Annotated in this window: 20 protein-coding genes; 9 read left to right on the plus strand and 11 right to left on the minus strand. The window is 72.9% G+C overall.

The features are described 5' to 3' along the window. Positions 1-36 precede the first annotated feature (36 nt). On the minus strand, positions 37-675 hold the full coding sequence (locus tag ABEA26_RS13145; RefSeq protein ID WP_345592154.1) for a mycothiol-dependent nitroreductase Rv2466c family protein: 639 nt from the start codon (positions 673-675) through the stop codon (positions 37-39). A 186-nt stretch (positions 676-861) separates the two neighbouring features. Here ABEA26_RS13145 and pepN (ABEA26_RS13150) point away from each other — a divergent pair, with 186 nt between their 5' ends. Then, entirely contained in the window at positions 862-3,447 is a 2,586-nt protein-coding gene (pepN, locus tag ABEA26_RS13150) for an aminopeptidase N (RefSeq protein ID WP_345592156.1), read from the plus strand. 215 nt (positions 3,448-3,662) lie between these two features. Beyond that, on the plus strand, positions 3,663-4,787 hold the full coding sequence (locus tag ABEA26_RS13155; protein ID WP_345592158.1) for a hypothetical protein: 1,125 nt from the start codon (positions 3,663-3,665) through the stop codon (positions 4,785-4,787). An 87-nt stretch (positions 4,788-4,874) separates the two neighbouring features. On the opposite strand, the gene ABEA26_RS13160 is transcribed toward ABEA26_RS13155, so the two are convergent. After that, positions 4,875-6,020, minus strand: coding sequence for a serine hydrolase domain-containing protein (locus ABEA26_RS13160; protein ID WP_345592160.1), 1,146 nt, complete (start codon positions 6,018-6,020; stop codon positions 4,875-4,877). 425 nt (positions 6,021-6,445) lie between these two features. On the opposite strand from ABEA26_RS13160, the gene ABEA26_RS13165 reads away from it, so the two are divergent. Next, entirely contained in the window at positions 6,446-9,754 is a 3,309-nt protein-coding gene (locus tag ABEA26_RS13165; protein ID WP_345592162.1) for a S8 family serine peptidase, read from the plus strand. A gap of 65 nt (positions 9,755-9,819) precedes the next feature. Here ABEA26_RS13165 and ABEA26_RS13170 read toward each other — a convergent pair whose 3' ends face one another. After that, the gene (locus tag ABEA26_RS13170; protein ID WP_345592163.1) at positions 9,820-10,596 is read right to left on the minus strand and encodes a hypothetical protein; all 777 of its coding nucleotides are present in this window, start codon (positions 10,594-10,596) and stop codon (positions 9,820-9,822) included. A 1-nt stretch (position 10,597) separates the two neighbouring features. Beyond that, on the minus strand, positions 10,598-11,134 hold the full coding sequence (locus ABEA26_RS13175; RefSeq protein WP_345592193.1) for an RNA polymerase sigma factor: 537 nt from the start codon (positions 11,132-11,134) through the stop codon (positions 10,598-10,600). 351 nt (positions 11,135-11,485) lie between these two features. Between ABEA26_RS13175 and ABEA26_RS13180 the strand changes: the two genes are divergently transcribed. Beyond that, positions 11,486-12,502, plus strand: a complete 1,017-nt coding sequence (locus ABEA26_RS13180) for an aspartate-semialdehyde dehydrogenase (protein ID WP_345592164.1) — start codon at positions 11,486-11,488, stop codon at positions 12,500-12,502. 7 nt (positions 12,503-12,509) lie between these two features. Here ABEA26_RS13180 and ABEA26_RS13185 read toward each other — a convergent pair whose 3' ends face one another. Then, the gene (locus ABEA26_RS13185) at positions 12,510-12,986 is read right to left on the minus strand and encodes a DUF1203 domain-containing protein (RefSeq protein WP_345592166.1); all 477 of its coding nucleotides are present in this window, start codon (positions 12,984-12,986) and stop codon (positions 12,510-12,512) included. A gap of 112 nt (positions 12,987-13,098) precedes the next feature. Here ABEA26_RS13185 and pepN (ABEA26_RS13190) point away from each other — a divergent pair, with 112 nt between their 5' ends. Next, the gene (gene pepN, locus ABEA26_RS13190; protein ID WP_345592168.1) at positions 13,099-15,684 is read left to right on the plus strand and encodes an aminopeptidase N; all 2,586 of its coding nucleotides are present in this window, start codon (positions 13,099-13,101) and stop codon (positions 15,682-15,684) included. Positions 15,685-15,891: 207 nt separating this feature from the next. On the opposite strand, the gene ABEA26_RS13195 is transcribed toward pepN (ABEA26_RS13190), so the two are convergent. Genes ABEA26_RS13195 through ABEA26_RS13205 form a run of 3 tightly spaced genes read right to left on the minus strand, consistent with a single transcriptional unit; the run spans position 15,892 to position 18,823 of the window. Further along, on the minus strand, positions 15,892-16,848 hold the full coding sequence (locus tag ABEA26_RS13195; RefSeq protein WP_345592169.1) for a LysR family transcriptional regulator: 957 nt from the start codon (positions 16,846-16,848) through the stop codon (positions 15,892-15,894). A gap of 29 nt (positions 16,849-16,877) precedes the next feature. Further along, complete coding sequence (locus ABEA26_RS13200; RefSeq protein WP_425587829.1) at positions 16,878-17,828, minus strand: DMT family transporter; 951 nt, start codon at positions 17,826-17,828, stop codon at positions 16,878-16,880. A 44-nt stretch (positions 17,829-17,872) separates the two neighbouring features. Continuing rightward, positions 17,873-18,823, minus strand: coding sequence for an EamA family transporter (locus ABEA26_RS13205; RefSeq protein WP_345592170.1), 951 nt, complete (start codon positions 18,821-18,823; stop codon positions 17,873-17,875). A gap of 128 nt (positions 18,824-18,951) precedes the next feature. Here ABEA26_RS13205 and ABEA26_RS13210 point away from each other — a divergent pair, with 128 nt between their 5' ends. Next, complete coding sequence (locus tag ABEA26_RS13210) at positions 18,952-19,473, plus strand: MarR family winged helix-turn-helix transcriptional regulator (protein ID WP_345592172.1); 522 nt, start codon at positions 18,952-18,954, stop codon at positions 19,471-19,473. A gap of 99 nt (positions 19,474-19,572) precedes the next feature. Here the strand turns inward: ABEA26_RS13210 and ABEA26_RS13215 are convergent, their stop codons facing one another. From ABEA26_RS13215 to ABEA26_RS13225, 3 genes are all read right to left on the minus strand, one after another. Next, complete coding sequence (locus ABEA26_RS13215) at positions 19,573-19,854, minus strand: hypothetical protein (protein ID WP_345592173.1); 282 nt, start codon at positions 19,852-19,854, stop codon at positions 19,573-19,575. A 115-nt stretch (positions 19,855-19,969) separates the two neighbouring features. After that, positions 19,970-22,072, minus strand: a complete 2,103-nt coding sequence (gene malQ / locus ABEA26_RS13220) for a 4-alpha-glucanotransferase (protein ID WP_345592175.1) — start codon at positions 22,070-22,072, stop codon at positions 19,970-19,972. Between the two features lie 9 nt (positions 22,073-22,081). After that, positions 22,082-22,387 carry a hypothetical protein gene (locus ABEA26_RS13225; RefSeq protein ID WP_345592177.1) on the minus strand — a complete coding sequence of 102 codons (306 nt, stop codon included), beginning with the start codon at positions 22,385-22,387 and terminating at the stop codon, positions 22,082-22,084. 336 nt (positions 22,388-22,723) lie between these two features. Between ABEA26_RS13225 and ABEA26_RS13230 the strand changes: the two genes are divergently transcribed. Genes ABEA26_RS13230 through ABEA26_RS13240 form a run of 3 tightly spaced genes read left to right on the plus strand, consistent with a single transcriptional unit; the run spans position 22,724 to position 25,319 of the window. Further along, entirely contained in the window at positions 22,724-23,257 is a 534-nt protein-coding gene (locus ABEA26_RS13230; protein ID WP_345592179.1) for a PadR family transcriptional regulator, read from the plus strand. Continuing rightward, the gene (locus ABEA26_RS13235) at positions 23,254-23,961 is read left to right on the plus strand and encodes an ABC transporter ATP-binding protein (protein WP_345592181.1); all 708 of its coding nucleotides are present in this window, start codon (positions 23,254-23,256) and stop codon (positions 23,959-23,961) included. The genes ABEA26_RS13230 and ABEA26_RS13235 overlap by 4 nt, the downstream gene beginning before the upstream one ends. Then, positions 23,958-25,319: an FtsX-like permease family protein gene (locus tag ABEA26_RS13240; RefSeq protein WP_345592183.1), complete on the plus strand. Its 1,362-nt coding sequence runs from the start codon at positions 23,958-23,960 to the stop codon at positions 25,317-25,319. Before ABEA26_RS13235 ends, ABEA26_RS13240 begins: the two co-directional genes overlap by 4 nt. The last annotated feature ends 253 nt before the right edge of the window (positions 25,320-25,572 follow it).

The following is a 25,572-nucleotide window of genomic DNA, read 5'->3' on the forward strand; positions in this document are numbered from 1 at the left end:
TGATCCCCGGCGCCCCTCGCCGACCCTCAGTGGCCGCTACAGGTTGCTGAAGTCCGGGCCCTTGGTACGGGTGCGCTTGATCTCGTAGAAGCCGGGGACCGAGGCGACCGCGAGGGTGCCGTCCCAGAGCCTGGCGGCGTCCTCGCCCTTGGGGGCCGGGGTGACGACCGGGCCGAAGAAGGCGAGCTGCTCGCCGTCGGCGCCGGGGACGGCGATGACCGGGGTGCCGACCTCCTGGCCGACCTTGTCGATGCCCTCCTTGTGGGAGGCGCGCAGCTGCGGCTCGTACGGGGTGGAGTCCCAGTGGTCCATGAGCGACTCGGGCAGGCCGACGTCCTTCAGAGCGGCGGCGACCGTCTCCTTCTCCGAGCCCTCGCCCTGGTTGTGGAAGCGGGTGCCGAGCGCCGTGTAGAGGTCGCCGAGGACCTCGGCGCCATGCTCCTCCCGGGCCGCGATGACCACCCGGACCGGACCCCAGGCCTTGGTCTCGAGCAGCTCGCGGTACTCCTCGGGCAGCTCGTCGAGCTTGTCCTCGTTGAGGACGGCGAGGCTCATCACGTGCCAGCGGACCTCGATGTCCCGGACCTTCTCCACTTCCAGGACCCAGCGGGACGTCATCCATGCCCAGGGGCACAGCGGGTCGAACCAGAAGTCGACGGGGGTCTTCTCCGACATGTCTCTCCTCGATGAGGCGGCGCAACCGAGCGTTTCTCCAGCCAACCGGCCGGTCCCTTCGGCCATTCCCGACCCGCCCCGGCTCTTGCCGCTTCTTCCCGGCCCTTCCCGGCTGCCGCACGTCAGGGGCACGTGGCAGGATCGGTGCTGTCCGCATACTGAACACCACCCGAGGGAGTGCCGCCCGTGCCCGGTGAGAATCTGTCCCGCGACGAGGCCCGGGAGCGGGCCGCCCTGCTGTCCGTCGACGGGTACGACGTGTCCCTCGACGTGCGCTCGGCCACCGGTGACGCCCAGGGCGACGGCCCGCGTACCTTCCGATCCGTCACCACGATCCGCTTCCGCTGCAACGAACCCGGCGCGAGCAGCTTCGCCGACCTGATCGCACCGAGCGTCACCGCCGTCTCCCTCAACGGCCGCGACCTCGATCCGAGCGAGGTCTTCGACGGCTCCCGGATCGCCCTGGAGGACCTGGCCGGCGACAACGAGCTGGTCGTCGACGCCCAGTGCGCCTACTCCCGCACCGGCGAGGGCCTGCACCGCTTCGTCGACCCCGAGGACGGCGAGGTGTACCTGTACACGCAGTACGAGCCGGCCGACTCCCGCCGGGTCTTCGCGGGCTTCGAGCAGCCGGACCTCAAGGCGCCCTTCCGCTTCGAGGTGCGGGCGCCCGAGGACTGGACGGTGTGGAGCAACGGCGCCGGCGAACGCGCCGACGGGGTGTGGCGGTTCGCGGAGACGAAGCCGATCTCGACGTACATCACGTGTGTCGTCGCCGGTCCGTACCACTACGTGACGGACTCCTACGAGCGCGTGTTCGAGGACGGTACGCGGCTGGAGATCCCGCTCGGCGCGATGTGCCGCAAGGGGCTGGCCCCGCACTTCGACGCCGACGACGTCTTCCTGGTCACCAAGCAGGGCCTGGACTTCTTCCACGACCACTTCGACCATCCGTACCCCTTCGGGAAGTACGACCAGGCGTTCGTGCCCGAGTACAACCTCGGCGCGATGGAGAACCCGGGACTGGTGACCTTCCGGGAGGAGTTCATCTTCCGGGGCAAGGTGACGCGGGCGTCCTACGAGGGCCGCGCCAACGTCATCCTGCACGAGATGGCGCACATGTGGTTCGGCGACCTGGTCACCATGGAGTGGTGGGACGACCTGTGGCTGAAGGAGTCGTTCGCCGACTTCATGGGTGCCTTCTCGCTGGTCGGCGCGACCCGCTTCACCGACGGCTGGATCACCTTCGCCAACCGCCGCAAGGCGTGGGCCTACCGCGCGGACCAGCTGCCCTCCACGCACCCGGTCACGGCCGACATCCGCGACCTCCAGGACGCGAAGCTCAACTTCGACGGCATCACGTACGCCAAGGGCGCCTCCGTACTGAAGCAGCTGGTGGCGTACGTCGGCCAGGACGCGTTCCTGGAGGGCGCGCGGCGCTACTTCAAGCGGCACGCGTACGGCAACACGCGCCTAGGTGACCTGCTGTCGGTCCTGGAGGAGACCAGCGGGCGGGACATGGCGGCCTGGGCGCGGTCCTGGCTCCAGACGGCGGGCGTCAACTCGCTCACCCCGCAGGTGCTCCTGAGCGCCGAGGGCCGCGTCGACGAGCTCGCGGTGGTGCAGGAGGCCGCGGAGTCTCATCCGGAGCTGCGTCCGCACCGGGTCGCGATCGGCCTGTACCGGCGTACGGGCGAGGGCTCCCTGGAGCGGTACGCGCGCGCCGAGGTGGACGTCGACGGGCCGCGCACGGTGGTGGCGGAGCTGGCCGGCGCCGAGGCACCCGAGCTGGTCCTCGTCAACGACGACGACCTGACGTACTGCAAGACCCGCTTCGACGAGACGTCGCTGGCGACGCTGCGCGACCACCTGGGTGCGCTGACCGACCCGCTGGCCCGTGCGCTGTGCTGGTCGGCGCTGTGGAACATGACCAGGGACGCGCTGCTCCCGGCGCGGGACTTCGTCGGCCTGGTGCTGCGGTTCGCGGGGCGCGAGTCGGACATCGGCGTGCTCCAGATGCTGCACGCCTGGGCGAACTCGGCGCTCACCCACTACGCGGCCCCGGACTGGCGCCAGGCCGGCGGCCGGCTGCTCGGTGAGGGCGCGCTGCGGGAGCTACGCGACGCGGTGCCGGGCAGCGAGCAGCAGCTGGCGTGGGCGAGGTTCTTCGCGGCGGTGGCCTCCGAAGGGGCCGGCCTGCGGCTGCTGCGCGGGCTGCTGGAGGGCACCGAGAAGATCGACGGCCTGGACGTGGACCAGGAGCTGCGCTGGGCGTTCCTGGAGCCGCTCACCGCGCACGGCGCGGCCGACGAGGGCATGCTGGCCGCCGAGCTGGCCCGCGACGACACGGCCTCCGGCAAGCGCCACCAGGTGCGCTGCCTGGCGGCCCGCCCGTCGGCGGCGGTGAAGGCGCAGGCCTGGGCGCAGGTAGTGGAGTCGGACGCGCTGTCGAACGCCCTGGTGGAGGCGACGATCGCGGGCTTCGAGCAGGCCTCGCAGCGGGAGCTGATCGCCCCTTACGCCCAGAAGTACTTCGCGGCGATCGAGCGGGTGTGGTCCGAGCGGTCGATCCAGATCGGGATGGAGGTGGTCCGGGGGCTGTTCCCGTCCCTGCGGGACTCCCAGGACACGCTCGACGCGACGGACGCGTGGCTGTCCGCGCACGAGGACGCCGCGCCCGCGCTGCGCCGGCTGGTACTGGAGGCACGGGACGACCTGGCGCGGGCGCTGCGCGGTCAGGCGTGCGACGCGGCGGCGGCCGCCGGACGCTAGCCCCTCCCCCACACCCCAGCCTCTGGCCAATGATTGGGCGTTCCGTCACCGTTACGGAATTCAGTCAATAACAGCCGCAACCCCTGGCCCGCACGCGGCGGACCAGGGGTTTTCGGCATCCGAACACCCGTCCTTTAGGGCGGCCTTGTCCGGGTTTGGCGATGGACTTGTAACAGGGGTTAAAGGGCGGATCGGATGCGGGAAAGTCCCCGTTCATGACGCACAACACGCCGCTCTCCCCCCGCCAGCTTCCCCACCCGGCCGTCGGCCGGCGCCGGCTGATGACGGCCGCCCAGTTGCGGGCGCACGGTGTCTCCGCCGCCGAGACCGGCGAGCGGTGCCGACCCGGGGGGCCCTGGCAGCAGCTCCTCCCGAACGTCGTCCTGCTCCACCCGGGCCCGCCGACCAGTGACGAGCGCCTGCACGCGGTGCTGCTGTACGCGGCGCGGGCGCGGAACGGCGGCGGGAACGGCGGCGGGAACGGCGGCGGTATCGGTGGTGCGAACGACGGTGCGGCCGCCGGTGTCCCGGTCGGTGTCGCCTCGGTACCGGCCCAGCCGGGCCCCGAGGAGACGCCGCCCGTCCCCGCCTACGCGGAGGCGGTGATCACGGGCCTGGCCGCGCTGACGCTGCACGGCTTCGCCGCCGCTCCCCCGCTGCCGTCCCTGGACGTCATCGACGTCCTGGTCCCCGGACTGCGCCGGCTGCGTACGACGGGCTGCGCGCGGATCGTCCGCACGACCGCGCTGCCCACCGCCGTGCAGGTCGCCGGCGTTCCGGTGGCTCCGGTGGCGCGGGCCCTGGCCGACGCGGTGGCGGCGTTGGCGGACGCGGGCGTCGTCCGCCGGCTGCTGACGGAGGCGGTGCGCGGCGGGCACTGCGAACCGGCCTCCGTGGTACGGGAGCTGAACCGGGCCCGGCTGCTCAGCCGCCCGCACGTGGTGGACGCCGTGGACTCGCTGGTCGCCGAGGGGCGGGCGCTGGCCGAGCAGCGCCTGTACCGGATGGTGCGCGAGCACGGCCTGCCGGAACCGGTCTGGAACGTCGATCTGCGCCTGCCCGGCGGACCCTGCCTCGGTGGTGTCGACGCCTTCTGGCCCGAGCACTCGGTGGCGCTGGAGCTGGACACCCGCGCCCACCGGCAGCGTGAGGACGACGCGCTCTGGGCGGAGTACGCCCGCAAGCGCGAGCACCTGGAACGGCTGGGCATCACGGTCGTGCACCTCACCCCGCGCAAGCTGCGGGACTGTCCGGAACACCAGGCGACCGTCGTCCGTACGGCGTTGATGGCGGCCGGGGACCGGGAACCCGCCGCGTACGTCGTGGTGCTGCCCCGGTAGTGACCGGCCGGGGCGGCCGACAGGAGGGGAGCGGAGAGGGCCGCCGGGCAGGACCGCCGGGCGGCCCCCTCCTCGTGCACGGCAGGTCTACTCGGGGCAGAACTCCGCCTCGATCACCGCTTTACCGTCGCCCGACCAGTCGCCGTTGAAGTTGAGGGCGAGCGCGTGCCGGCCGTCCTTCGTCACCACCGCCTCCGACGAGGAGCCGTGGATGCCGCCACCGTGGCCCCAGACGGTCACTCCGCAGTCGAGTTCCCGCTTGATCAGGCCGAGGCCGTAGCCGGCCCCCTTCTCCACCTTCTCCGCCGGGACCGTGGTCGTCATCTCGGCCATCTGCTCGGCGGGCAGCAGCCTGCCGCGGAGCAGGGCGGTGTAGAAGCGGTTCAGATCGGCGGAGCTGGAGATCATCTCGCCCGCCGAACCGGCGATGGACGGGTTGAGCCGCGTGACGTCGTACGTCGGGCCCGCCTCCGTCCCGGCCAGCTTGGAGTAGGCACGGCTGCTGGGCCGCGGCATGGAAACCCTGGTGCCCGGCACCGACGTGGCGCGCAGCTTCAGCGGCTCGATGACGCGGCTGCGCACCTCGTCGCCGTACGGGCGCCCGGTGACCTCCTCGATCACCATGCCGGCCAGGATGTAGTTGGTGTTGGAGTAGTTCCAGTCGGTGCCCGGTGCGAAGTCCGGTTCGTGGGCCGTGGCGATCTCCACCAGTTCCCGCGGCGTCACCGTGTCGTAGCGGTGCTCGAAGAAGCCGTCCTCGGTGAAGTGGGCGCGGCCGAACTCCTCGTCGGCCGTGTAGTCGTAGAGGCCGCTGGTGTGGTTGAGGAGTTGACGCAAGGTGATACGGCCGCCGTCGTTGCCGTTGCCCTCGACCACTCCGGGCAGCCACGTGTCCACCGTGTCGTCCAGCGAGAGCCGGCCCTCGGCCTCCAGCTGGAGCAGGACGGTGGCCACGAAGGTCTTGGTGATGCTGCCGACGCGGTAGCGGTCCCGCTCCGAACGCGGCTCGCCGGTCCTGAGGTCGCCCGCTCCGACCGCCTCCGACCAGGGTCGGTGGCCGTCCCGGGCGGCCGCGGTCACGCCGGGCACGCCGTCCGCCACCGCGGCTTCCATGGCGCGGCGGGTGGCGTCGTGGCCGCCGGTGCCGGGTGCCGCGACGGCCGGGGCGGCCAGCGCCACCGAAAGGGCCACGGCGGTGGCCGCCACCAGCGTGGTTCGTACGCGTGCGGTCATGTCTTCCCCCATCGTGTGTGTGCTGCGTCCTGCTCGGTCGCGGAGAGGGACCGGGCCGGTGGCGTGAAGGTTGAGCCGTCCTGGGATGGTTGGGCGCGATTCGGCCCTCCTCGGCCCGGAGGCGTCCCGTGGTGCGGGGCGCGGGCGCTGGGCGCGGGGGCGCGGGGGCGGGGGCGCGGGGCGCGGGGGCGGGGGCGCTGGGCGCGGGGCGCGTCTCACAGGATTGTCACAGCCCGCACCTTGTGTCCCCGATGGCGTATGGCGGAAGTACGCCATGGCTCCATCCCGTCCCGGACAACTCTCCCCAAACAGTGAACCCTTGCGTAAAGCTGAGCGGTCGTCCGGGATCGGATTCCGGACTGCTCCGGCCGGGACCGATCGGACCCGGTCGTTCTCGCACGTTCCCTCACCTACAAGGGATGCCGATGACCCACAGCCCCCAGCGTGAACCGATACCGGGCGCGAGACGCGCGGCCCGCATCGCCGTGGCCACGGGCCTCGCCGCCGCGCTCTGCGCGGTCGGGCCGATACCCGTGGCCCTCGCCGCCGACGGCCCGGGAACGAATCCCCCCGTCGACGCCCCGGCCGACGCCTCCGTCAAGTCCGCCGACGACAAGCTCGGTTCACACGACGCCGACCTGCTCGCCGAGGCGAAGGCCGACGGCACGAAGAACGTCACGATGATGGTCGCCACCGCGCCGGGCGAGACCGAGCAGGTGGCGAAGAAGCTGGACGCGGTCGGCGGCGGCTCCGTCGGCCGGATCTACGACGAGCTCGGCTACGTCCGCGCCACCGTCCCCACCGACGAGGCCGACTCGGCCATCGCCGCCGCCGCGAAGCTCTCCTCCGTGCACGGCATCGACCTGCGCGACGAGATCCCGCTGGACGACCCGACGCCGGGCGCGGACCGGGCGAAGGGCGCCACGCACCACAAGGGCCGCGCCTACCCCGCGCCGGACCGCCGCACCCCGGCCGAGAACCCGTACAACCCGTCCTTCGAGACGGGCGCCGTCGACTTCGTGAAGAAGTACCCGAAGGCGGACGGCCGCGGCGTCACCATCGGCGTCCTCGACTCGGGCGTCGACCTCGCCCACCCGGCGCTGCAGAAGACCACCACCGGCGAGCGCAAGATCGTCGACTGGGTCACCGCCACCGACCCGGTCGTCGACGGCGACCGGACCTGGCGCCCGATGACCACCTCCGTCTCGGGGCCCACCTTCACCTACGGCGGCGAGACGTGGACGGCGCCCGCCGGCTCGTACCAGGTCAGCACCTTCCTGGAGTCGTACACCACCGGCGGCGACGCCGGCGGCGACGCCAACCGGGACGGCGACACCACCGACTCCTGGGGCGTCCTCTACGACGCGAAGGCCGGCACGGTCCGCGTCGACCTGAACGACAACCACGACTTCGCCGACGACACCCCGATGAAGCCCTACAAGGACGGCTTCCAGATCGGGTACTTCGGCACGGACGACCCGAAGACGGACGTGGCCGAGCGCCAGCCGTTCGTCGTCGAGATCCGCGAGGACGTCGTGTACAACGCGGCCGGCGCGAAGGCCGACTTCGTCAACATCGGCGTCATCGAGGGCTCGCACGGCTCGCACGTGGCCGGACTCGCCGCCGCCAACGGCCTGTTCGGCGGCCGGATGGACGGCGCGGCGCCCGGCGCGAAGATCGTCTCGTCCCGCGCCTGCACCTGGAGCGGCGGCTGCACCAACATCGCGCTCACCGAGGGCATGATCGACCTCGTCGTCAACCGCGGCGTCGACATCGTCAACATGTCGATCGGCGGCCTGCCCGCCCTCAACGACGGCAACAACGCGCGCGCCGAGCTGTACACGCGGCTCATCGACACCTACGGCGTCCAGCTGGTGATCTCGGCGGGCAACTCCGGCCCCGGCGCCAACACCATCGGCGACCCGTCCCTCGCGGACAAGGTGATCTCGGTCGGTGCGTCCGTCTCCCGCGAGACCTGGGCCGCCAACTACGGCTCCGCGGTGAAGAAGAAGTACCAGATGATGCCGTTCTCCTCGCGCGGCCCGCGTGAGGACGGCGGCTTCACGCCGACGCTGACCGCGCCCGGCGCGGCGGTCAACACCATCCAGACCTGGGCGCCCGGCGCCCCGGTCCCGGAGGCGGGCTACGACCTCCCGGCCGGCTACGGCATGCTCCAGGGCACCTCGATGGCCTCCCCCCAGGCCGCCGGCGCCTCCGCGCTGCTGCTGTCCGCGGCGAAGCAGGCGGACATCGACCTGACCCCGGCGAAGCTGCGGACGGCGCTGACCTCGACCGCCGACCACATCAAGGGCGTGCAGGCGTACGAGGAGGGCGCCGGCCTGATCAACATCCCCGACGCCTGGCGGTCGATCCGCAAGGGCGCCACGGCCCACGAGTACACGGTGAAGGCGCCGGTCGACACCGCGATCGACCAGTTCCTGGAGACTCCGGGCCAGGGCACCGGCCTCTACGACCGCGAGGGCGGACTGAAGGCCGGGGAGAAGAAGACGTACGAGATCACGCTCACCCGCACCTCCGGCGAGGACCGCGCGATCCGGCACGAGCTGCACTTCGAGAACAACGCCGGGCGCACCTTCCGGATCGTCGGCTCCGACGAGGTGAGGCTGCCGCTGAACGAGCCGGTGACCGTCAAGGTGCAGGCGAAGCCGCGTTCCGAGGGCATCAAGAGCGCGGTCCTCGAGGTCGACGACCCGCGCACCGAGGGCACCGACAAGCTGGTCCTGACCACGGTCGTGGCCTCGGCCCCGCTGGAGTACGACTTCTCCGCGAAGAACTCCGTGCAGCGCAACGACACCGAGTCGTACTTCGTGACCGTCCCCGAGGGCGCGAAGGCGCTCGAGGTGGCGATGAGCGGGCTGAAGGACGGGAGCCAGACCCGGTTCATCGCCATCCACCCGTACGGGGTCCCGGTCGACAACACGTCCACGCCGTACTGCTACAACAACTACCTCGACGGCAACGGCTGCCGGCCCGACGTGCGCGCGTACGCCGACCCGCAGCCCGGCGTCTGGGAGATCGAGGTCGAGTCGCGGCGCACCTCACCGCTGCTGGACAACCCGTACAAGCTGGACGTCACCGTGCTCGGCGCCGCCTTCGACCCGGAGGTCGTGACGGTGCCCGAGGCCGAGGTGGGAACCCCGGCCTCCGCCTCCTGGAAGGTGACGAACCAGTACGGCCCGATCGAGGGCAAGCTGGTCGGCGGCCCGCTCGGCTCGGCCGAGACGTCCCGCCCGTCGATCGAGCAGGGCGCGACGGCCACGTCCACGGTCGAGGTGCCCGAGGGCGCCACGTCGCTCGACGTGGCCATCGGGGGCGTCTCCGACGCGGCCTCCGACCTGGACCTGACGGTCTACGACAAGGACGGCAACATCGTCGGCCAGTCCGCCGACGGCGACTCGGAGGAGTCGGTCTCCGTGCCGAAGCCGGCCGCCGGTACCTACACCGTCGAGGTCGTGGGCTACTCGGTGCCGTCGGGCACCACGGAGTACGACTACCGGGACGTGTACTTCGCCGCGTCCCTCGGCTCGGTCACCGTGGACGGCTCGGCTCCCATCGAGCTCGGCACGGGCGACTCCGCGACGGTCTCGGGCAGCGTCACGGCGCTGGCCGCCGCTCCGGAGGGCCGGGAGTTCTTCGGGCAGGTCCAGCTGGTCAACGCCCACGGCACGGCCGCGGGCCTCGGCAGCGTACGGATCGGCACGGTCGTGCCGTAGTCCGGTGCGGCACTCGGGAGGGGCGGGCGCTCCGCGGGGCTCCCGCCCCTTCCGCATGCCGGGGGTCAATCGCAGGTGAGGGTGCGGGACTCGGGCAGGGACGCGGTGATCCAGGCGCGTTCGGCGGCGACGGCCTCCGCGCCGGTGATCACGGCGTCCGGGCTGTCGCCGTGCCGGGGGATGCCGATCAGCGCGCGGTCGCCCTCGACGAGCCGGGCGGTGGTGTCGTCCAGGACGAACGTGATCCGCTCGCCCGTCCTCCCCGGCCGTTCCCGCGGCTTGTAGGAGCGGGTCACGTCCAGGGTGATCCGGTGCCGCCCGGTCCCCGGCACCGGTTCCGCGCCGGCCACCGTGCCCTCGGCCACCAGACGGGCGCAGGCGAGGTAGCGGGGGCTGCCGAAGGCGACACCACCGGAATCGGCGGAGTCCGCCTGCCCGTCGCTCGCCGCGGCCTTGCCGCCCGCCGCGTCCTCGGCTCCGTTCCCTCCCTGCACCACCAGCCAGCCGAGCCCCGTCGCCACCACGCCGGCGCACGCCACCGCGAGGACGCCGAAGGCGACGGCGAGCGGACGGCGCCGGGGGCGGCGCGGGGTCTCCCCGGCCGGGAAGACCTCAGGGCCGGGAAGCGGCTCGCCCAGCGACCGCCCGATGATCCCCAGCTGCTCCCGCAGCAGCGCCACGTCGGCCACCGCCGACCGGTACTCGGCATCGGCATCGGCATGGGCATGGGCATGGGCATGGGCATCGGTGTCCCTGCCCGCGCCCGCCCCGGGGGGCAGCGGCTCGCCCGTGATCGCGGCCATCAGCGCGTCGTGCGCACCGGGCTGCTGTTCGGCGGCCATCTCACACCACCTCGTCCTCGTGCAGGCGGGCCCGCAGTGCCCGTACCGCCGTGTGCAGCCTGCTCTTGACCGTGCCCTCGGGAACGCCGAGTTCCTCGGCGATGCCGCGCACCGGCAGGTCGGCGAAAAAGCGCAGGACGAGGACCTGGCGCTGGGCGTCGGGCAGCTCGTCCAGGCCCTGGGCCACGGCGAGGGAGAGCAGGCTGGTCTCCTCGCCGGAGGGCTGCTCGGACTGGCGCAGCGCGGCCAGGCGCTCGCCGAGCCGGTCCTGGCGGCGCCTGGCCCGGTGCCAGTCCATGGCCAGGTTGGAGGCGACGACCGCCGCCCACGCGGACACGTCGCGCGGCGCCTCCCGGCCGCTCGCCGTCCGCTCCAGCAGCCGCAGGCGGACCTGCTGCACCCCGTCCGGCAGGTCCGCCTGCGGCACCCCGCCCAGCGCGAGCACCGCCCGCACCCGGCGTTCCTGGGCCGCGTCCAGAGGGTCGTCGAGTACGCCGTCCCCCTGCCCGCGGCGGGCCCTTCTGCGCAGCACGGCCACCCCTCCCCCAGCCACGTTTCCCCTACGACGCCGGCGGGGCCCGAAACGTTCGCCCGGCCGGCGGCCCCGCGGTGCGAGGCGTACGTCACATCGTCGTGTGGGGCGGGCGGGGATGGGCAGGGGCCGGAACAGCACAGCTTGCGGCGCGGGGCCCGCCGGAGGTGAATTTCTGCAGCTCAGCAGGGATTTTTGCCGAAGGACCGCGTCTGCTGTCCGAGTCGCCGCGTCCCACGGTGCGGCCACCCCGCGCAAAGAACTGGACAGGCGGGCCGGACTTCGCCCCATGATGGAAAAGTCTCGGCCGAGCAAAGCGCGCGTGAAGACACGCGCACAAACGGAGAAGGAGTCCCCGTGAGGGTCGGAATCGTCGGAGCCACCGGTCAGGTCGGCACGGTCATGCGCGGGATCCTCACGGAACGCGACTTCCCGGTCACCGAGCTGCGTCTGTTCGCCTCGGCCCGCAGCGCCGGCAAGGAGCTGGACGGCGTGACGGTGGAGGACGCGGCCACCGCCGACTACTCGGGCCTGGACATCGTGCTGTTCTCCGCGGGCGGTGCCACCTCGAAGGCGCTGGCCGAGAAGGTCGCCTCCCAGGGCCCGGTCGTGATCGACAACTCCTCCGCCTGGCGCCGCGACCCCGAGGTCCCGCTGGTCGTCTCCGAGGTGAACCCGCACGCGATCGCCGACCGCCCCAAGGGCATCATCGCCAACCCGAACTGCACGACGATGGCCGCGATGCCGGTCCTGCGTCCGCTGCACGCCGAGGCGGGTCTCGAAGCGCTGGTCGTCGCCACCTACCAGGCCGTGTCCGGTTCCGGCGTGGCCGGCGTGGACGAGCTGTTCGAGCAGGTCCAGAAGGCCGGCGCGGACGCGCCCAAGCTCGCCCACGACGGTGCGGCGGTAGAGTTCCCGAAGCCGGAGAAGTACGTGGCGCCGATCGCGTACAACGTGCTCCCGCTGGCCGGTTCCATCGTGGACGACGGGCTGCACGAGACGGACGAGGAGCAGAAGCTCCGCCACGAGTCCCGCAAGATCCTGGAGGTCCCGGAGCTGAAGGTGTCCGGCACCTGCGTGCGCGTGCCCGTCTTCAGCGGCCACTCCCTCCAGATCAACGCCCGCTTCGCCCGCCCGATCAGTGTGGAGCGCGCCAAGGAGCTGCTGGCCGGCGCACCCGGCGTCGCGCTCACCGAGGTGCCGACCCCGCTGGAGGCGGCCGGCCAGGACCCGTCGTACGTGGGCCGTATCCGCCAGGACGAGACCGTGGACAACGGCCTCGCCCTGTTCGTCTCCAACGACAACCTGCGCAAGGGCGCGGCCCTGAACGCGGTGCAGATCGCGGAGCTGGTGGCGGCGGAGCTGAAGGGCTAACCAGGAGCTAGCCTCTGCGGACCTCGTAGAGGAAGCAGCCGTACTCGACGGCCCGGACGTGGACGAACGCCACGGCCGGGTCGTCGAACGCTTTCCGAAGGGCGGGTGCGAAGGCGTCGGCGCCCTCGACCAGTCGCCCGCCCAGGATGCGCCCGTCGGCCGAGTAGCGGCGCAGGACGCGGTGCGCGTTCGTGAAGGCGAGGCCGTCCGCCTCCGGTCCCGCGCACTGTTCGGCGTGGACGAAGACCGGCCCCCGCTCGTCGTACGCGCCCGGGTCGGTACCCGCCCGGGCGGCCCGGCGCCGCAGCGGGGCGTAGGAGACGAGGGTGATCCTCTCCCCCGGGCGGCTGCGGCGCAGGCAGCAGCGCAGGGGCGCGCCACCCTCGTCGTCGGTGAACGGGGCGGGCACGCGGCCCGCGTCGTCGGTGGTGCGCAGTTCCCTCAGGGCGGCCGGCGGGATCGGCCGTGCGGTGTAGTGCTGCATGGATCCAGGCTCGCGCCCGCCCGGCCCGCGCACCGGCGGGAAATGGACATCGCGTTGGGTACGGGCCACGTGGAAGGATGGCGCAACCCACACATAACGAGGAGATGACCGCGTGCCTGGCACAAACCTGACCCGCGAAGAAGCGCGGCAGCGGGCGACGCTGCTGACCGTTGACTCGTACGAGATCGATCTCGACCTCACCGGCGCGCAGGAGGGCGGCACCTACCGGTCCGTGACCACGGTGCGCTTCGACGTCGCGGAGACCGGCGACGAGCGCGGCGAGTCCTTCATCGACCTGGTCGCGCCGACGGTCCACGAGGTGACGCTGAACGGCGACTCCCTCGACGCCGCCGAGGTGTTCCAGGACTCCCGCATCGCCCTGCCGGGGTTGCTGCCGGGGCGCAACATCCTGCGCGTGGTCGCCGACTGCGCGTACACCAACACCGGCGAGGGCCTGCACCGGTTCGTCGACCCGGTCGACGACCAGGCCTACCTGTACACGCAGTTCGAGGTGCCGGACGCGCGCCGCGTCTTCGCGTCCTTCGAGCAGCCGGACCTGAAGGCGACCTTCCAGTTCACCGTGAAGGCGCCCGAGGGCTGGACGGTCATCTCCAACTCGCCCACCCCGGAGCCCCAGGACAACGTCTGGGTCTTCGAGCCGACCCCGCGCATCTCGTCGTACATCACGGCGCTGATCGTCGGCCCGTACCACTCCGTGCACAGCGTGTACGAGAAGGACGGCCAGTCCGTCCCGCTCGGCATCTACTGCCGGCCCTCGCTGGCCGAGCACCTCGACTCGGACGCCATCTTCGAGGTGACCCGGCAGGGCTTCGAGTGGTTCCAGGAGAAGTTCGACTACCAGTACCCCTTCGCGAAGTACGACCAGCTCTTCGTGCCCGAGTTCAACGCGGGCGCGATGGAGAACGCGGGCGCGGTGACCATCCGTGACCAGTACGTGTTCCGTTCGAAGGTGACGGACGCCGCGTACGAGGTGCGGGCCGCCACGATCCTGCACGAGCTGGCGCACATGTGGTTCGGCGACCTGGTCACCATGGAGTGGTGGAACGACCTGTGGCTGAACGAGTCGTTCGCCACCTACGCCGAGGCCGCCTGCCAGGCCGACGCGCCCGGCTCGAAGTGGCCGCACTCGTGGACGACGTTCGCCAACCAGATGAAGACCTGGGCGTACCGGCAGGACCAGCTGCCGTCCACGCACCCGATCATGGCGGACATCAGCGACCTGGACGACGTGCTCGTCAACTTCGACGGCATCACGTACGCCAAGGGCGCATCGGTGCTCAAGCAGCTCGTGGCGTACGTCGGTGAGGACGCGTTCTTCAAGGGCGTGCAGGCCTACTTCAAGCGGCACGCGTTCGGCAACACGCGCCTGTCCGACCTGCTGGGCGCCCTGGAGGAGACCTCCGGCCGCGACCTGAGGACCTGGTCGAAGGCGTGGCTGGAGACGGCCGGCATCAACGTGCTGCGCCCGGAGATCGAGACGGACGCGGACGGGGTCATCACGGCCTTCGCGATCCGCCAGGAGGCCCCCGTCCTGCCCGTCGGCGCCAAGGGTGAGCCCACCCTGCGCCCGCACCGCATCGCGATCGGCGCCTACGACCTCGACGCCGGCGGCAAGCTGGTGCGCGGCGAGCGCGTCGAGCTGGACGTCGACGGCGAGCTGACGGCCGTACCGCAGCTGGTCGGCAAGCGCCGCCCGGCGGTCGTACTGCTCAACGACGACGACCTGTCGTACGCCAAGGTCCGCCTGGACGAGCGGTCCCTGGCCGTCGTCACCGAGCACCTGGGCGACTTCACCGAGTCGCTGCCGCGCGCCCTGTGCTGGGCGTCGGCCTGGGACATGACCCGGGACGCGGAGCTCGCGACCCGCGACTACCTCGCCCTGGTGCTGTCCGGCATCGGCAAGGAGTCCGACATCGGCGTGGTGCAGTCGCTGCACCGCCAGGTGAAGCTGGCCATCGACCAGTACTCCGCCCCGACCGCCCGCGAGGCGCTGCTCACCCGCTGGACGGAGGCCACGCTGGCCCATCTGCGGGCCGCCGAGGCGGGCAGCGACCACCAGCTGGCGTGGGCGCGGGCGTTCGCGGCGACGGCCAGGACGCCGGAGCAGCTGGACCTGCTGGACGCGCTGCTGGACGGCACGACGACGATCGAGGGCCTGGCCGTCGACACCGAGCTGCGCTGGACGTTCGTGCAGCGGCTCGCGGCCGTGGGCCGGTTCGGCGGGTCGGAGATCGCGGGCGAGTACGAGCGGGACAGGACCGCCGCCGGTGAGCGGCACGCCGCCACCGCGCGGGCCGCCCGTCCGACCGAGGCGGCCAAGGCGGAGGCGTGGGAGTCGGTCGTGGAGTCCGACAAGCTGCCGAACGCCGTGCAGGAGGCGGTCATCGCCGGCTTCGTCCAGACCGACCAGCGCGAGCTGCTCGCGCCGTACACGGAGCGGTACTTCGAGGCGCTCAAGGGCGCCTGGGAGTCCCGTTCGCACGAGATGGCCCAGCAGATCGCGGTCGGCCTGTACCCGGCGGTGCAGGTGTCCCAGGAGACCCTGGACCGCACGGACGCCTGGCTGTCCTCCGCCGAGCCGAACGCGGCCCTGCGGCGGCTGGTCTCGGAGTCCCGCTCGGGCGTCGAGCGGGCGCTGAGGGCGCAGGCGGCGGACGCGGCGGCCTCCGGCGAGTAGGCGCTACGTCTCTGGGGGCGTCCGGTGCTCGTCGCACCGGGCGCCCCTTCCCGTTTCTCCGGCAGGGGGTCAGGCCGGGCCTGTCCGGCGGGCGGGGCGGCCTGCGGGGCGTCGGGGGCTGCCCGCGGGGCGTCGGGGGCGGCTACGGGCCGCCGGCAGGCCGCCCGAGGACCACCGGAGACCACCTACGGGCCGCCGGCAAGCCGCCTACAGGGCCTCCGAGGCCACCCGGGGACCACCGGAGGACGCCTGGCGGCCGCCGGAGGTGGGGGTGGTCGCGGCCGTTCGCAGGGCGTCCAGTACCCGCCCCACCGCCGCGCTCTCCTGTGCCCCCTTGCGCACCGCCGCGACCACGTGCCGCACGGGACGGTCCGCGCACAGCTCGCGCATCACCACTCCGTCCCTCGGCACGGCCGCCATGCGCGGCACCAGGGCCACGCCCATGCCCGCCTCGACCATCGCGAGGATCGCGGTCCAGCCGGCCGCCGCGTGACCCTGGTGGGGCCGGAACCCGGCCGTCTCGCAGGCACCGCGCGTGATGTCGGACCAGGGCCCGCTGCCCCCGAAGATCCACGGTTCGGCGGCGAGGTCGGCCAGCCGCAGCCCGTCCGCGCGGGCCAGCGGATGGTCGCCGGGCAGGGCGACGTCCAGCGGGTCGGCGAGGAGCGGGACGCGGGTGAAGCGCGGGTCGACGGCGCTCGGCGCCTGCGCGGCCAGCGACAGGGCGAGGTCCACCTCCCCGGCGGCCAGCAGCTCGTACGCCTCCTGCGCCTCGGCCTCCCGTACCCGCACCGCGACCCTGGGGTGCGTCACCCGCAACGCGGTCACGGCCGGTACGACGAGGGCGGGCACGGCGGTGGAGAAGGCGCCGACCCGCACCTCGCCGGCGTCCCCGTGGACGTAGGCCGCCAGTTCGGCGTCGGCCCGTTCCAGTTGCTCGAACACCGCCTCGGCGTGCCGCAGCACCAGGCGGGCCGCGTCCGTCAGCCGGACCCGTCTGCCCTGGGCTTGGAGCAGCTCCACCCCGAGCTGCCTGGAGAGGTTCGTCAGCTGTTGCGACACGGCGGACGGCGTCATGCGCAGCGCCTCGGCCGTCGCGGTCACCGTGCCCCGTTCCCGCAGCGTCCGCAGGATCTGCAGCTTGCGGATGTCCCAGTCGGCCATGGCGGCAACCTATCCGCGGGTCGCCCTCCTCACCGACGCGGCCCGGCCCCCGAGGCGGCGCCGAGGACGACGCCGCCGAGGATCAGCGCCATGCACCCGGCCTGCGCCCAGCCGGTCGGCTCGGACAGCAGGGCCCAGGAGAGCAGGGCCACGCACACCGGCTGGAGGTAGTAGACGACCCCGGCGCGGGAGGGGCCGATCAGGGAGATCGCCTTGTTCCAGGCGAAGAAGGCGACCGCGGAGGAGGCGACGCCGACGTAGAGGAGCGGCAGGACATTGCCCGGGTCCGGGCTGAAACCGCCCTGGACGGCGAGGCTGACGCCCTGGGCGGGCAGCAGCAGGACGGTGCCGAACAGGAACGTGGTGAAGAGGAACCCCGCTCCGTCCAGGCCGGCGGGCCTGCGGCGCAGCAGCGCGCTGTACGACCCGAAGCAGCAGGCGGCGGCGACCATCCACAGGTCACCGGCCGCGAACGACGCCCCGCCGCCGATCAGCAGCAGCACACCCGCGCAGGCGACGAGCAGCCCGGCGACCCGGCGGGCGCCGAGCCGTACGCCGCCCGCCCGTTCGAAGACCGCCATCAGCACCGGGGAGGCCGCCATGATCATGCCCATGTTGGCGGCGGGGGTGGTGACGCCGGCCTGGTTGACCAGGGTGTTGTAGACGGTCACGCCGAGCAGGGAGGCGAGGAGGACGAAGCCGAGGTGACGCCGGATCAGCGCGCGTTGCCGCCAGGCCCGCCGGGCGCCGAAGGGGGCGACGACGGCGAGCGCCACCACCCAGCGCCAGAAGGCGTGCTGGACGGGGGGCACGCTGTCACCGAGGGCGCGGGAGGTGACGAAGCTGCCGGACCAGACGAGGGTGGCCAGTACGGCGAGCCCGATCCCGAGGGCGACGGGGGCAGCGGGGCCGCCGGTGGTGGCCGGGCCGACGGCGGGAGTGGGTGCGGGGGTGGTGGTCCGGCGGTCGGCTACGGCCACGGAGGTCCTCTCGGCGGGGCGACGATCACGATGTGCCTACCGACCTACCGTCGCAGTGCCGGACCCGTCAGGTCCATCGAATCTTTTCGACCGTTCCTTGAAGGAGAACTGAAAGATCCGGAAGGCTCGGCCATCCGAGCCCGTGACACGAGCTGCCCCGCGGCCGTCGCCCCGAACGCCAGCGCCATGCCAACCAGCTGCACCGGTGTCAGCGTCTCGCCGAGCATCGCCCAGCCGACGACGGCGGCGGTCAGCGGGGAGAGCGGGCCGAGGAAGGTGACCTGGGTGGCGGAGAGCCGGCCGATGCCGCGGAACCAGAGCCAGTACGCCAACGCCGTGTTGGCCAGGGCGAGGTAGAGGTAGCCGCCGACCGCCGGGGCGTCCAGGGCGGGCGGGGCGCCCTCCACCAGGAGGGCGAGGGGCGCGATGAGCAGGCCGCCGGCGGTCAGCTGCCAGCCGGTGAGCGCGAGCGGGCCGACGCCGTCGGGGCGGCCCCACCGCTTGGTGAGCACGGTGCCCGCCGACATGGAGGCGGTGGACGCGAGGGCCGCCGCCACACCGAGCGCGTCCAGCGCCCCGGCCGCCTTCAGCACCACCAGGCTGACACCGAACGCGGCGACGACGCCGGCGAGCACGGACCGGACGGTGGGCCGCTGTCCGAGCAGCAGCGCCGAGAGCCCGACGACGAACAGCGGACCGGCCGAGCCGACCGCGGCCGCCGTCCCGCCCGGCAGCCGGTAGGCCGAGAGGAACAGCAGCGGAAAGAAGGCCCCGATGTTGAGCGCGCCCAGCACCGCCGCCTTGCACCACCAGGCGCCGCGCGGCAGCACCCGGGCGAGGGCGAGCAGCAGCAGACCGGCGGGCAGGGCGCGCGTCAGCCCGGTGAACAGAGGCCGGTCGGGCGGCAGGAACCCGGTCGTCACGGCGTAGGTGGTGCCCCAGGAGATGGGCGCCAGGGCGGTGAGCGCGATGAGGGCGGGGCGGCCGACGGCCATGGCGGGCTCTCTTCCGGGAGTCGGAGAAGCGAAGTCGGGAAGCTCGGCAGCCAGTAGCTTAGCTCTAAGCAAGTTTCCGTCAAGCTACTTTCTTGCGACCGAGCCTGATCGGCCTCGATACTCGTGCCATGACTGAACGCCCCGGACGGCGCCCCGAGCCGCGCAACGACCCCGTCGACGCGATCATCGACCAGTGGGCGGAGGTGCGGCCCGACCTGGATACGGCCGCAATGGAGGTGTTCGGCCGCGTCTTCCGGCTCGCGCGCGCGATGGGCGACCGGATGGAGAAGGCGTACACGCGCTTCGGGATCTCCCGCGGGGAGTTCGACGCCCTGGCCACCCTGCGCCGCTCCGGCGAGCCCTACACGCTCTCCCCCCGGCAGCTCTCGGCCACGCTGATGCTCACCACGGGCGGCATGACCGGCCGGCTGGACAAGCTCGAACGGGCCGGGCTACTGCGCCGTTCCCCGGACCCGCACGACCGGCGGGGACTTCAGGTCACGCTCACCGACCGGGGGCTGGAGCTGATCGACGAGGCGGTCGGCGCGGGACTGGCCGTCCAGACGGAGGCCCTGTCCGTCCTCGACGACGAACGGGCGGGCCAACTGGCCGTCCTGCTGCGGGATCTCCTCGCCGGCACCGAGAAGTAGGCGGGAGACGCGCCGAGGGCGCCGGTCCCCCGCATGTACACGCGCTGACGCGCGTACGTGCGGTGGGACCGGCGCCCTCGGTGAAGCTGAGGCGGGCCGTCAGGCCTTGGCGTCGGCCTTCGCCTTGGTCCTGACGTTGCGGGAGGTCACGCGGTGCTCCTCCTTGGACTTGTCCAGGACCATGACCAGGGCCGTGATGACCACGAACAACGCGATCGGGGCCACGACGTAGAGGCCCACCGTCTCGATGACGCTGAGACCGGTACCGGGGTCGTCGCCGTCGTCGCGGGTCAGCGCGAGCGCGGGGGACGACATGAGCAGCATCATCAGCGTCGTACCGGCTGCCAGGGCGCCGGCGCGCAGGGCGTTCTTCTTGTCCACGGTGCAAAGTTAGCGAACGGCCGGAACGGGCGCGCGCCCGGGGTGCCGTACGGGGGCCCGGACGCGGCCCGCGGGCGGCCTCCGGGCTGTTTCGGGCGGCCCCGGAGCGTGCCGCTCAGCCGTCGGCGCGGTTGCGTACGGCATCGATCAGGGCGTGCAGCCGGGGCGAGAGGGCCAGGTCCTCCAAGGTCACCGGGCGGCCTTCGGCGTCGGCGACGGGCAGGCGCCAGTTCGGGTACTGGTCCCAGGTGCCGGGGATGTTCTGCGGGCGGCGGTCGCCGACGGCGTCCGGCAGCCAGATGCCGGCCATGCGGGCGGGGGTGCGCAGCAGGAAGCGGTGGACGGCCTGGATGCCGGCCTCCTCTGAGGGGACGCCGGTGTCGCCGCCGGTGCCGTGCAGCAGGCCGAGGCGGGCCAGTACGTCCAGCCACTCGGCCGTGTCCGCCGACGCCTCGGCCCGCTCCTCCTCCAGCGGGCGGGCGAGCAGGCCGAGGCGGTCGCGGAGTTCGACGTGTTCGCCGGTGAGGCGTGCCGCGGTGGACGGCAGGTCGTGGGTGGTGGCGGTGGCCAGGCAGTCGGCGCGCCACCGCTCGGGCGGCAGGGGGCGGCCGTCGCCCGTCCAGTCGCGCTCGAACCAGAGCACCGAGGTGCCGAGCACCCCGCGTTCGCGCAGCGCCTCGCGCACGCCGGGCTCCACGGTACCCAGGTCCTCACCGATGACCACGGCGCCGGCCCGGGTCGCTTCCAGGACGAGTACGGCGAGCATGGCCTCGGCGTCGTAGCGGACGTAGGTGCCCTCGGTGGGCGGGTGGCCCTCCGGGACCCACCACAGGCGGAACAGGCCCATGACGTGGTCGATGCGCAGGGCTCCGGCGTAGCGGAACAGGCCCCGCAGCAGACTTCGGAAGGGCGCGTAGCCGAAGGCGGCCAGGCGGTCGGGGCGCCAGGGCGGCAGGCCCCAGTCCTGGCCGCGGGCGTTGAAGGCGTCGGGTGGCGCGCCCACCGACATACCGGCGGCGAAGTACTCCTGCTGCGCCCAGGAGTCGGCGCCTCGCGGATGCACGCCCACGGCGAGGTCGTGGACGATGCCGACCGGCATGCCGGCCTCACGGGCGGCGCGCTGTGCGGCGGTGAGCTGGGTGTCGGTGAGCCAGGTCAGGCGGGAGTGGAAGTCGACGCGGTCCATCAGCTCGGTGCGGGCGCGTTCGGTGTCGGCCGAACGGGGGTCACGCAGACCCTCGGGCCACTGGTGCCAGTCGGAGCCGTGGACCTCGGCGAGTGCGCACCAGGTGGCGTGGTCCTCCAGCGCGGTGCCCTGTTCGGCGAGGTAGTCGCAGTAGGCGGCGCGGCGGCCGGGTCCGAGGGGGACCTCGGCGAGCAGTTCGAGGGCCTCGCGCTTGAGCTCCCACACGGCGTCCCGGTCGATCAGGGCGTCCTTCTCCAGTACGCCCTCGCGCAGCCGCCCGGCCCGCTCCTCGAGGGACCGGGCGCGCGCCTGGTCGGTGACGTACGCGAACTCGGGCACGTCCTCGATCCGCAGGTGCACGGGGTCGGGGAAGCGGCGGGAGGAGGGCCGGTACGGGGAGGGATCGGTGGGTGCGCCTGGCACGGCCGCGTGCAGCGGGTTGACCTGGAGGAAACCGGCGCCGAGGGCGCGCCCCGCCCAGGCTGCCAGTTCACCGAGGTCGCCGAGGTCGCCCATGCCCCAGGAGCGGCGGGAGAGGAGGGAGTAGAGCTGGACGAGGAGTCCGTAGGAGCGTGCGGCCGGGACGGGCAGCCCGGCGGGCGCGACGATCAGGTGGGCGCGGGCGGTCCGGCCGTCGGGCGCCGTGGCGGTCAGACGGTGGACGCCGGGCGGCAGCGGTCCGGTGCCGTCACAGGTCTCGCCCCGCTCCGTGTCGACGCGCACCCGGGTGCCCTCGGGGAGCGCGGCCAGGGCGGCCGGCGGCCCGCCGTCGGGCCGGGCGACCACGGTGGGCGGCAGCAGGCGTTCGCGCAGCTCGCTCTCACGGGCGGCGAGCGCGGCGCGTACGGCCTGCGGCGTGCTCGTGTCCACGCCGAGGGCGGCCAGGGCCAGGGTGACGGCGGTGGCCGAGGCCGCGACGGTGCGGTCCGGGGACGGGCTGTAGGAGGTGGCGACGCCGTGCAGGGCGGCGAGCCGGGTCAGATCCTCGGGAAGGTCCTCGGTGGGGGGCTCGTCCGGCCTGGCTGCTGGCATCTGTGACCTCTACGACATCGGGGATTCCGGGACGGCGAAGGAGGGGCCGCCCTGCTCCGGCACGTCCGCCGTGAGTTCGGGCGAGGACTCGCTGGTCAGCGGTACGGCGTCGGCGAACGGCGACTCGCTGGTGAGGGGCTCGGCGTCGGGCAGCGGCGGTTCGCTGGTGAGCGGGGTCTCGGCGCAGCTGCCGGTGGCGCCGAAGACGCAGTAGTGCGGGGTGTCGGAGGCGGCGGAGGGCTCCGCCCATGGGCTGGACGGCTCCGCCACGGGTTTGGACGGGGCCGGGAGCAGAAGCGGTGCCAGTGCAACCACGGGGTCTCCTTCATAGAACTTCGTCGAGATTCGTCGACTTCTGTCGAGCACGCTTTTGGCGGGTTACGGCAGCCCCTACCCAGTCCGCGCAAGGTCAGACGCCTCAGCACCGACAACGTGCCGCTGGTCACACTCCATCCCGGTGAACTCGCTTCGAATGCGGACAGAACAGTCACCTAACCCATTCGGAGATCACGCAAACCGGTCACGCGGGCGAGCTTCGTCGACGCCGGGGCCTCCTCGCGAGAATCAGGTGGACGACGGCACCGGCGGTTTCCCGACAACTTCCCGGCCGACTATTCACTCAGTACATGCACTCGGTGAATACTGCTCGCCATGAGCACCCGTCACATCCTGTTGGGACTGCTCGCCTCGGGGCCGAGCCATGGCTACGACCTGAAGCGACGCCATGACGCACGCTTCCCCGAGGCCCGTCCACTGGCCTACGGGCAGGTCTACACGACGCTGCAGCGTCTGGTCCGGGACGGTCTCGCGGAGGTCGACGGCACCGCGTCGGACGGCGGCCCGGAACGGACCGCGTACCGCGCGACGAACGAGGGCACGCGTGAACTGGCCCGGTGGGCGGCCGAGATCGCACCGCCCGCGCCGTTCGTGACGAACGAGATCTTCGCCAAGGTCGTCGTCTCGATCCTCACCGGCGGCGACGCGGGCGCCTACCTGCTGGCCCAGCGCGCCGCCCACATGGGACGGATGCGGGAGCTCACGGCGGTCAAGACGGCCCCGGGCACGGACCTGACGACCGTGCTGTCGGCCGACTACGCCCTCAATCACCTCGACGCCGACCTCCGTTGGATGACCACCACGGCGGCCCGGCTCACCACCCTGACCGCGGAGGTCCGCACAGCATGAGAAACGGGGACACGTCCGGGACCACGACCGGGCCGCTGCTCGCGGCCCGCGACCTGGTGAAGGCGCACGGCAGGACGAAGGCCCTGCGCGGCGCGTGTGTCGAACTGCGGGCCGGCGAGATCCTCGCCGTCACCGGGGCCAGCGGCAGCGGGAAGTCGACGCTGCTGCACTGCCTGGCCGGGATCGTCCGGCCGGACGCCGGTTCGGTGACGTACGCCGGTCAGCGGCTGGAGGAACTGCCGGAGAAGCGGCTGAGCGAGCTGCGCCGCACCGACTTCGGTGTGGTCTTCCAGTTCGGGCAGCTGATCCCGGAGCTGACGGCGACGGACAACGTGGCGCTGCCGCTGATGCTCGCCGGAACCGGCCGCATCGAGGCGCGGGTGCGGGCCGGGGAGTGGCTGGAGCGGTTCGGGGTGCGCGGGCAGGAGGAGTTGCGGCCGGGCGAGATGAGCGGCGGGCAGGCACAACGGGCGGCACTCGCCCGGGCGCTGGTCACCGGGCCGAAGGCGGTCTTCGCGGACGAGCCGACCGGGGCGCTGGACGCGCTGGCGAGCGAGCAGGTGATGACGGCGCTGGCGCACACCGCCCGGGAGTCGGGCACCGCGGTGCTGCTGGTCACGCACGACGCCCAGGTGGCGGCGTACGCGGACCGCGAGGTGCGACTGCGGGACGGCGCCGTGGCACCGCTGGGGGTGACGGCGTGAGAACGGTGGTTTCGGACGTTCGGCTGGCCCGGCAGCTGGTGCGCGGGTCGGACCGGCGGGAGTGGTGGCGGATCATGCTCACGGCGGTGGGCGCGGGGCTGGCGACGGGTCTCGCGCTGGCGGCCGTCACCCTCGTGTCGGTCCCGGACGGTTACAGCGTGTCCGTCTTCCACGGCCTGCTGAGCGGAGCCGGCACCCGCGGCGGCGTGATCAGCGGTCTGCTGCTGTTGCTGGTGCCGGTGCTGGCCTTCCTCGGCCAGTGCGCCCGGATCGGTGCCGTGCACCGCGACCGGCGGCTGGCCGGACTGCGGCTGGCCGGGGCGACGCCCTGGCAGGTGCGGCGGATCGCCGCGCTGGAGACCGGGTTGGCGTGTCTGGCGGGCTCGGCGGTGGTGACCGTCTTCTCCGGCCTGTTCCTGCTGCGCCTGTGGAGCGGGCCGACCGCACTGACCTGGACCGGCTTCGCTCTGGTCGCCGTCGGCGTACCGGGGCTGGGCGCGGTGGCGGGCGCACTGGCGCTGCGCCGGGTGGTGGCCTCGCCGCTGGGCCGGGTGCGCCGGGTACGGCCGGCGACGGGCCGGGGGCCGGGGCTGTTGTTCCTGGGTGCGCTGGTCATCCTGGCCGGGGCGGCACCGCTCGCGATGGGCGGCGGCCACGTCTCGGGCAACCGGTTCGACTGGCGGACGCCGCTGACCGTCTTCTGCCTCGTCGTCGCCCTTGCCGCCGGTGTGGTGTGGCTGTCCGGGGCCACGGCCCGCACCACCGGGCGGCTGCTCGCCCCCCGAGCCCGGACGGCCGCGCCGCTCATCGCGGCGGAGCGGCTGCGCGACGACCCGTGGGCCCCGGCCCGCACGCACGCCGCGGTGCTGCTGGTGACGGTCGCCGGCACGGCGTTCCTGTGCGTCCGGCACGCGATGCTCATCGACCTGCGCGCCACTGGGCGGGACCGGCTCGCCGCCGACATGGAGTACTACACCACCGGCCTCGATCTGACCGGCGCCGCCGTCCTCGTCGCCCTCGCCATCACGCTCTCCGGCCTCGCCGTGGGCACCGCCGAGTCCCTGACCACCCGCCGTCGGGCCCTGGCCGCCCAGGTCGCCGCGGGTGTCCCGCGTACGGTCCTGAACCGGGCGCTGCTGCTGGAGACCGCCGTCCCGCTCGCACCCGCCCTGCTGCTGGCCGGCATCGGGGGCCTGGCGATCGGCACCTGGTACTCAACCCTCGCCGGCGACGGTTCGCTCCCCTGGACCGCCCTCCTGGTAGCGCCCACCGTGTACGCGTCCTGCCTGCTGGCGGCGGCGACGTCACTGCCGCTGCTGGGACGCTCGGTCCGGCCTGGGGAGCTCCGGTACGCGTAACGGTGGCTGTGGCTGACCTGCCCGGCTGACCACTCCCGACCGGGTACCGGCAGCCGCACCGCCCTCTGCGCCACCGCCCCGGCCCGGATCCACGCGGGGCGGAGGACGTGCCTGCCCCGCGTCGTGCAACCGGCCGGCCAACGACTCGATGCGGCGAGTCTCTGGGGAGGTGGGTACCTCGGTCAACTCGACCCGGCTCTGAGCTTGGCGTTTAACCTCGCAGGTCACACGACCTGCTGATCTGCGGTTCTTT

This window comes from Streptomyces marokkonensis (genome assembly GCF_039539045.1).
In the GTDB taxonomy this organism is placed as follows: Bacteria; Actinomycetota; Actinomycetes; order Streptomycetales; family Streptomycetaceae; genus Streptomyces; species Streptomyces marokkonensis.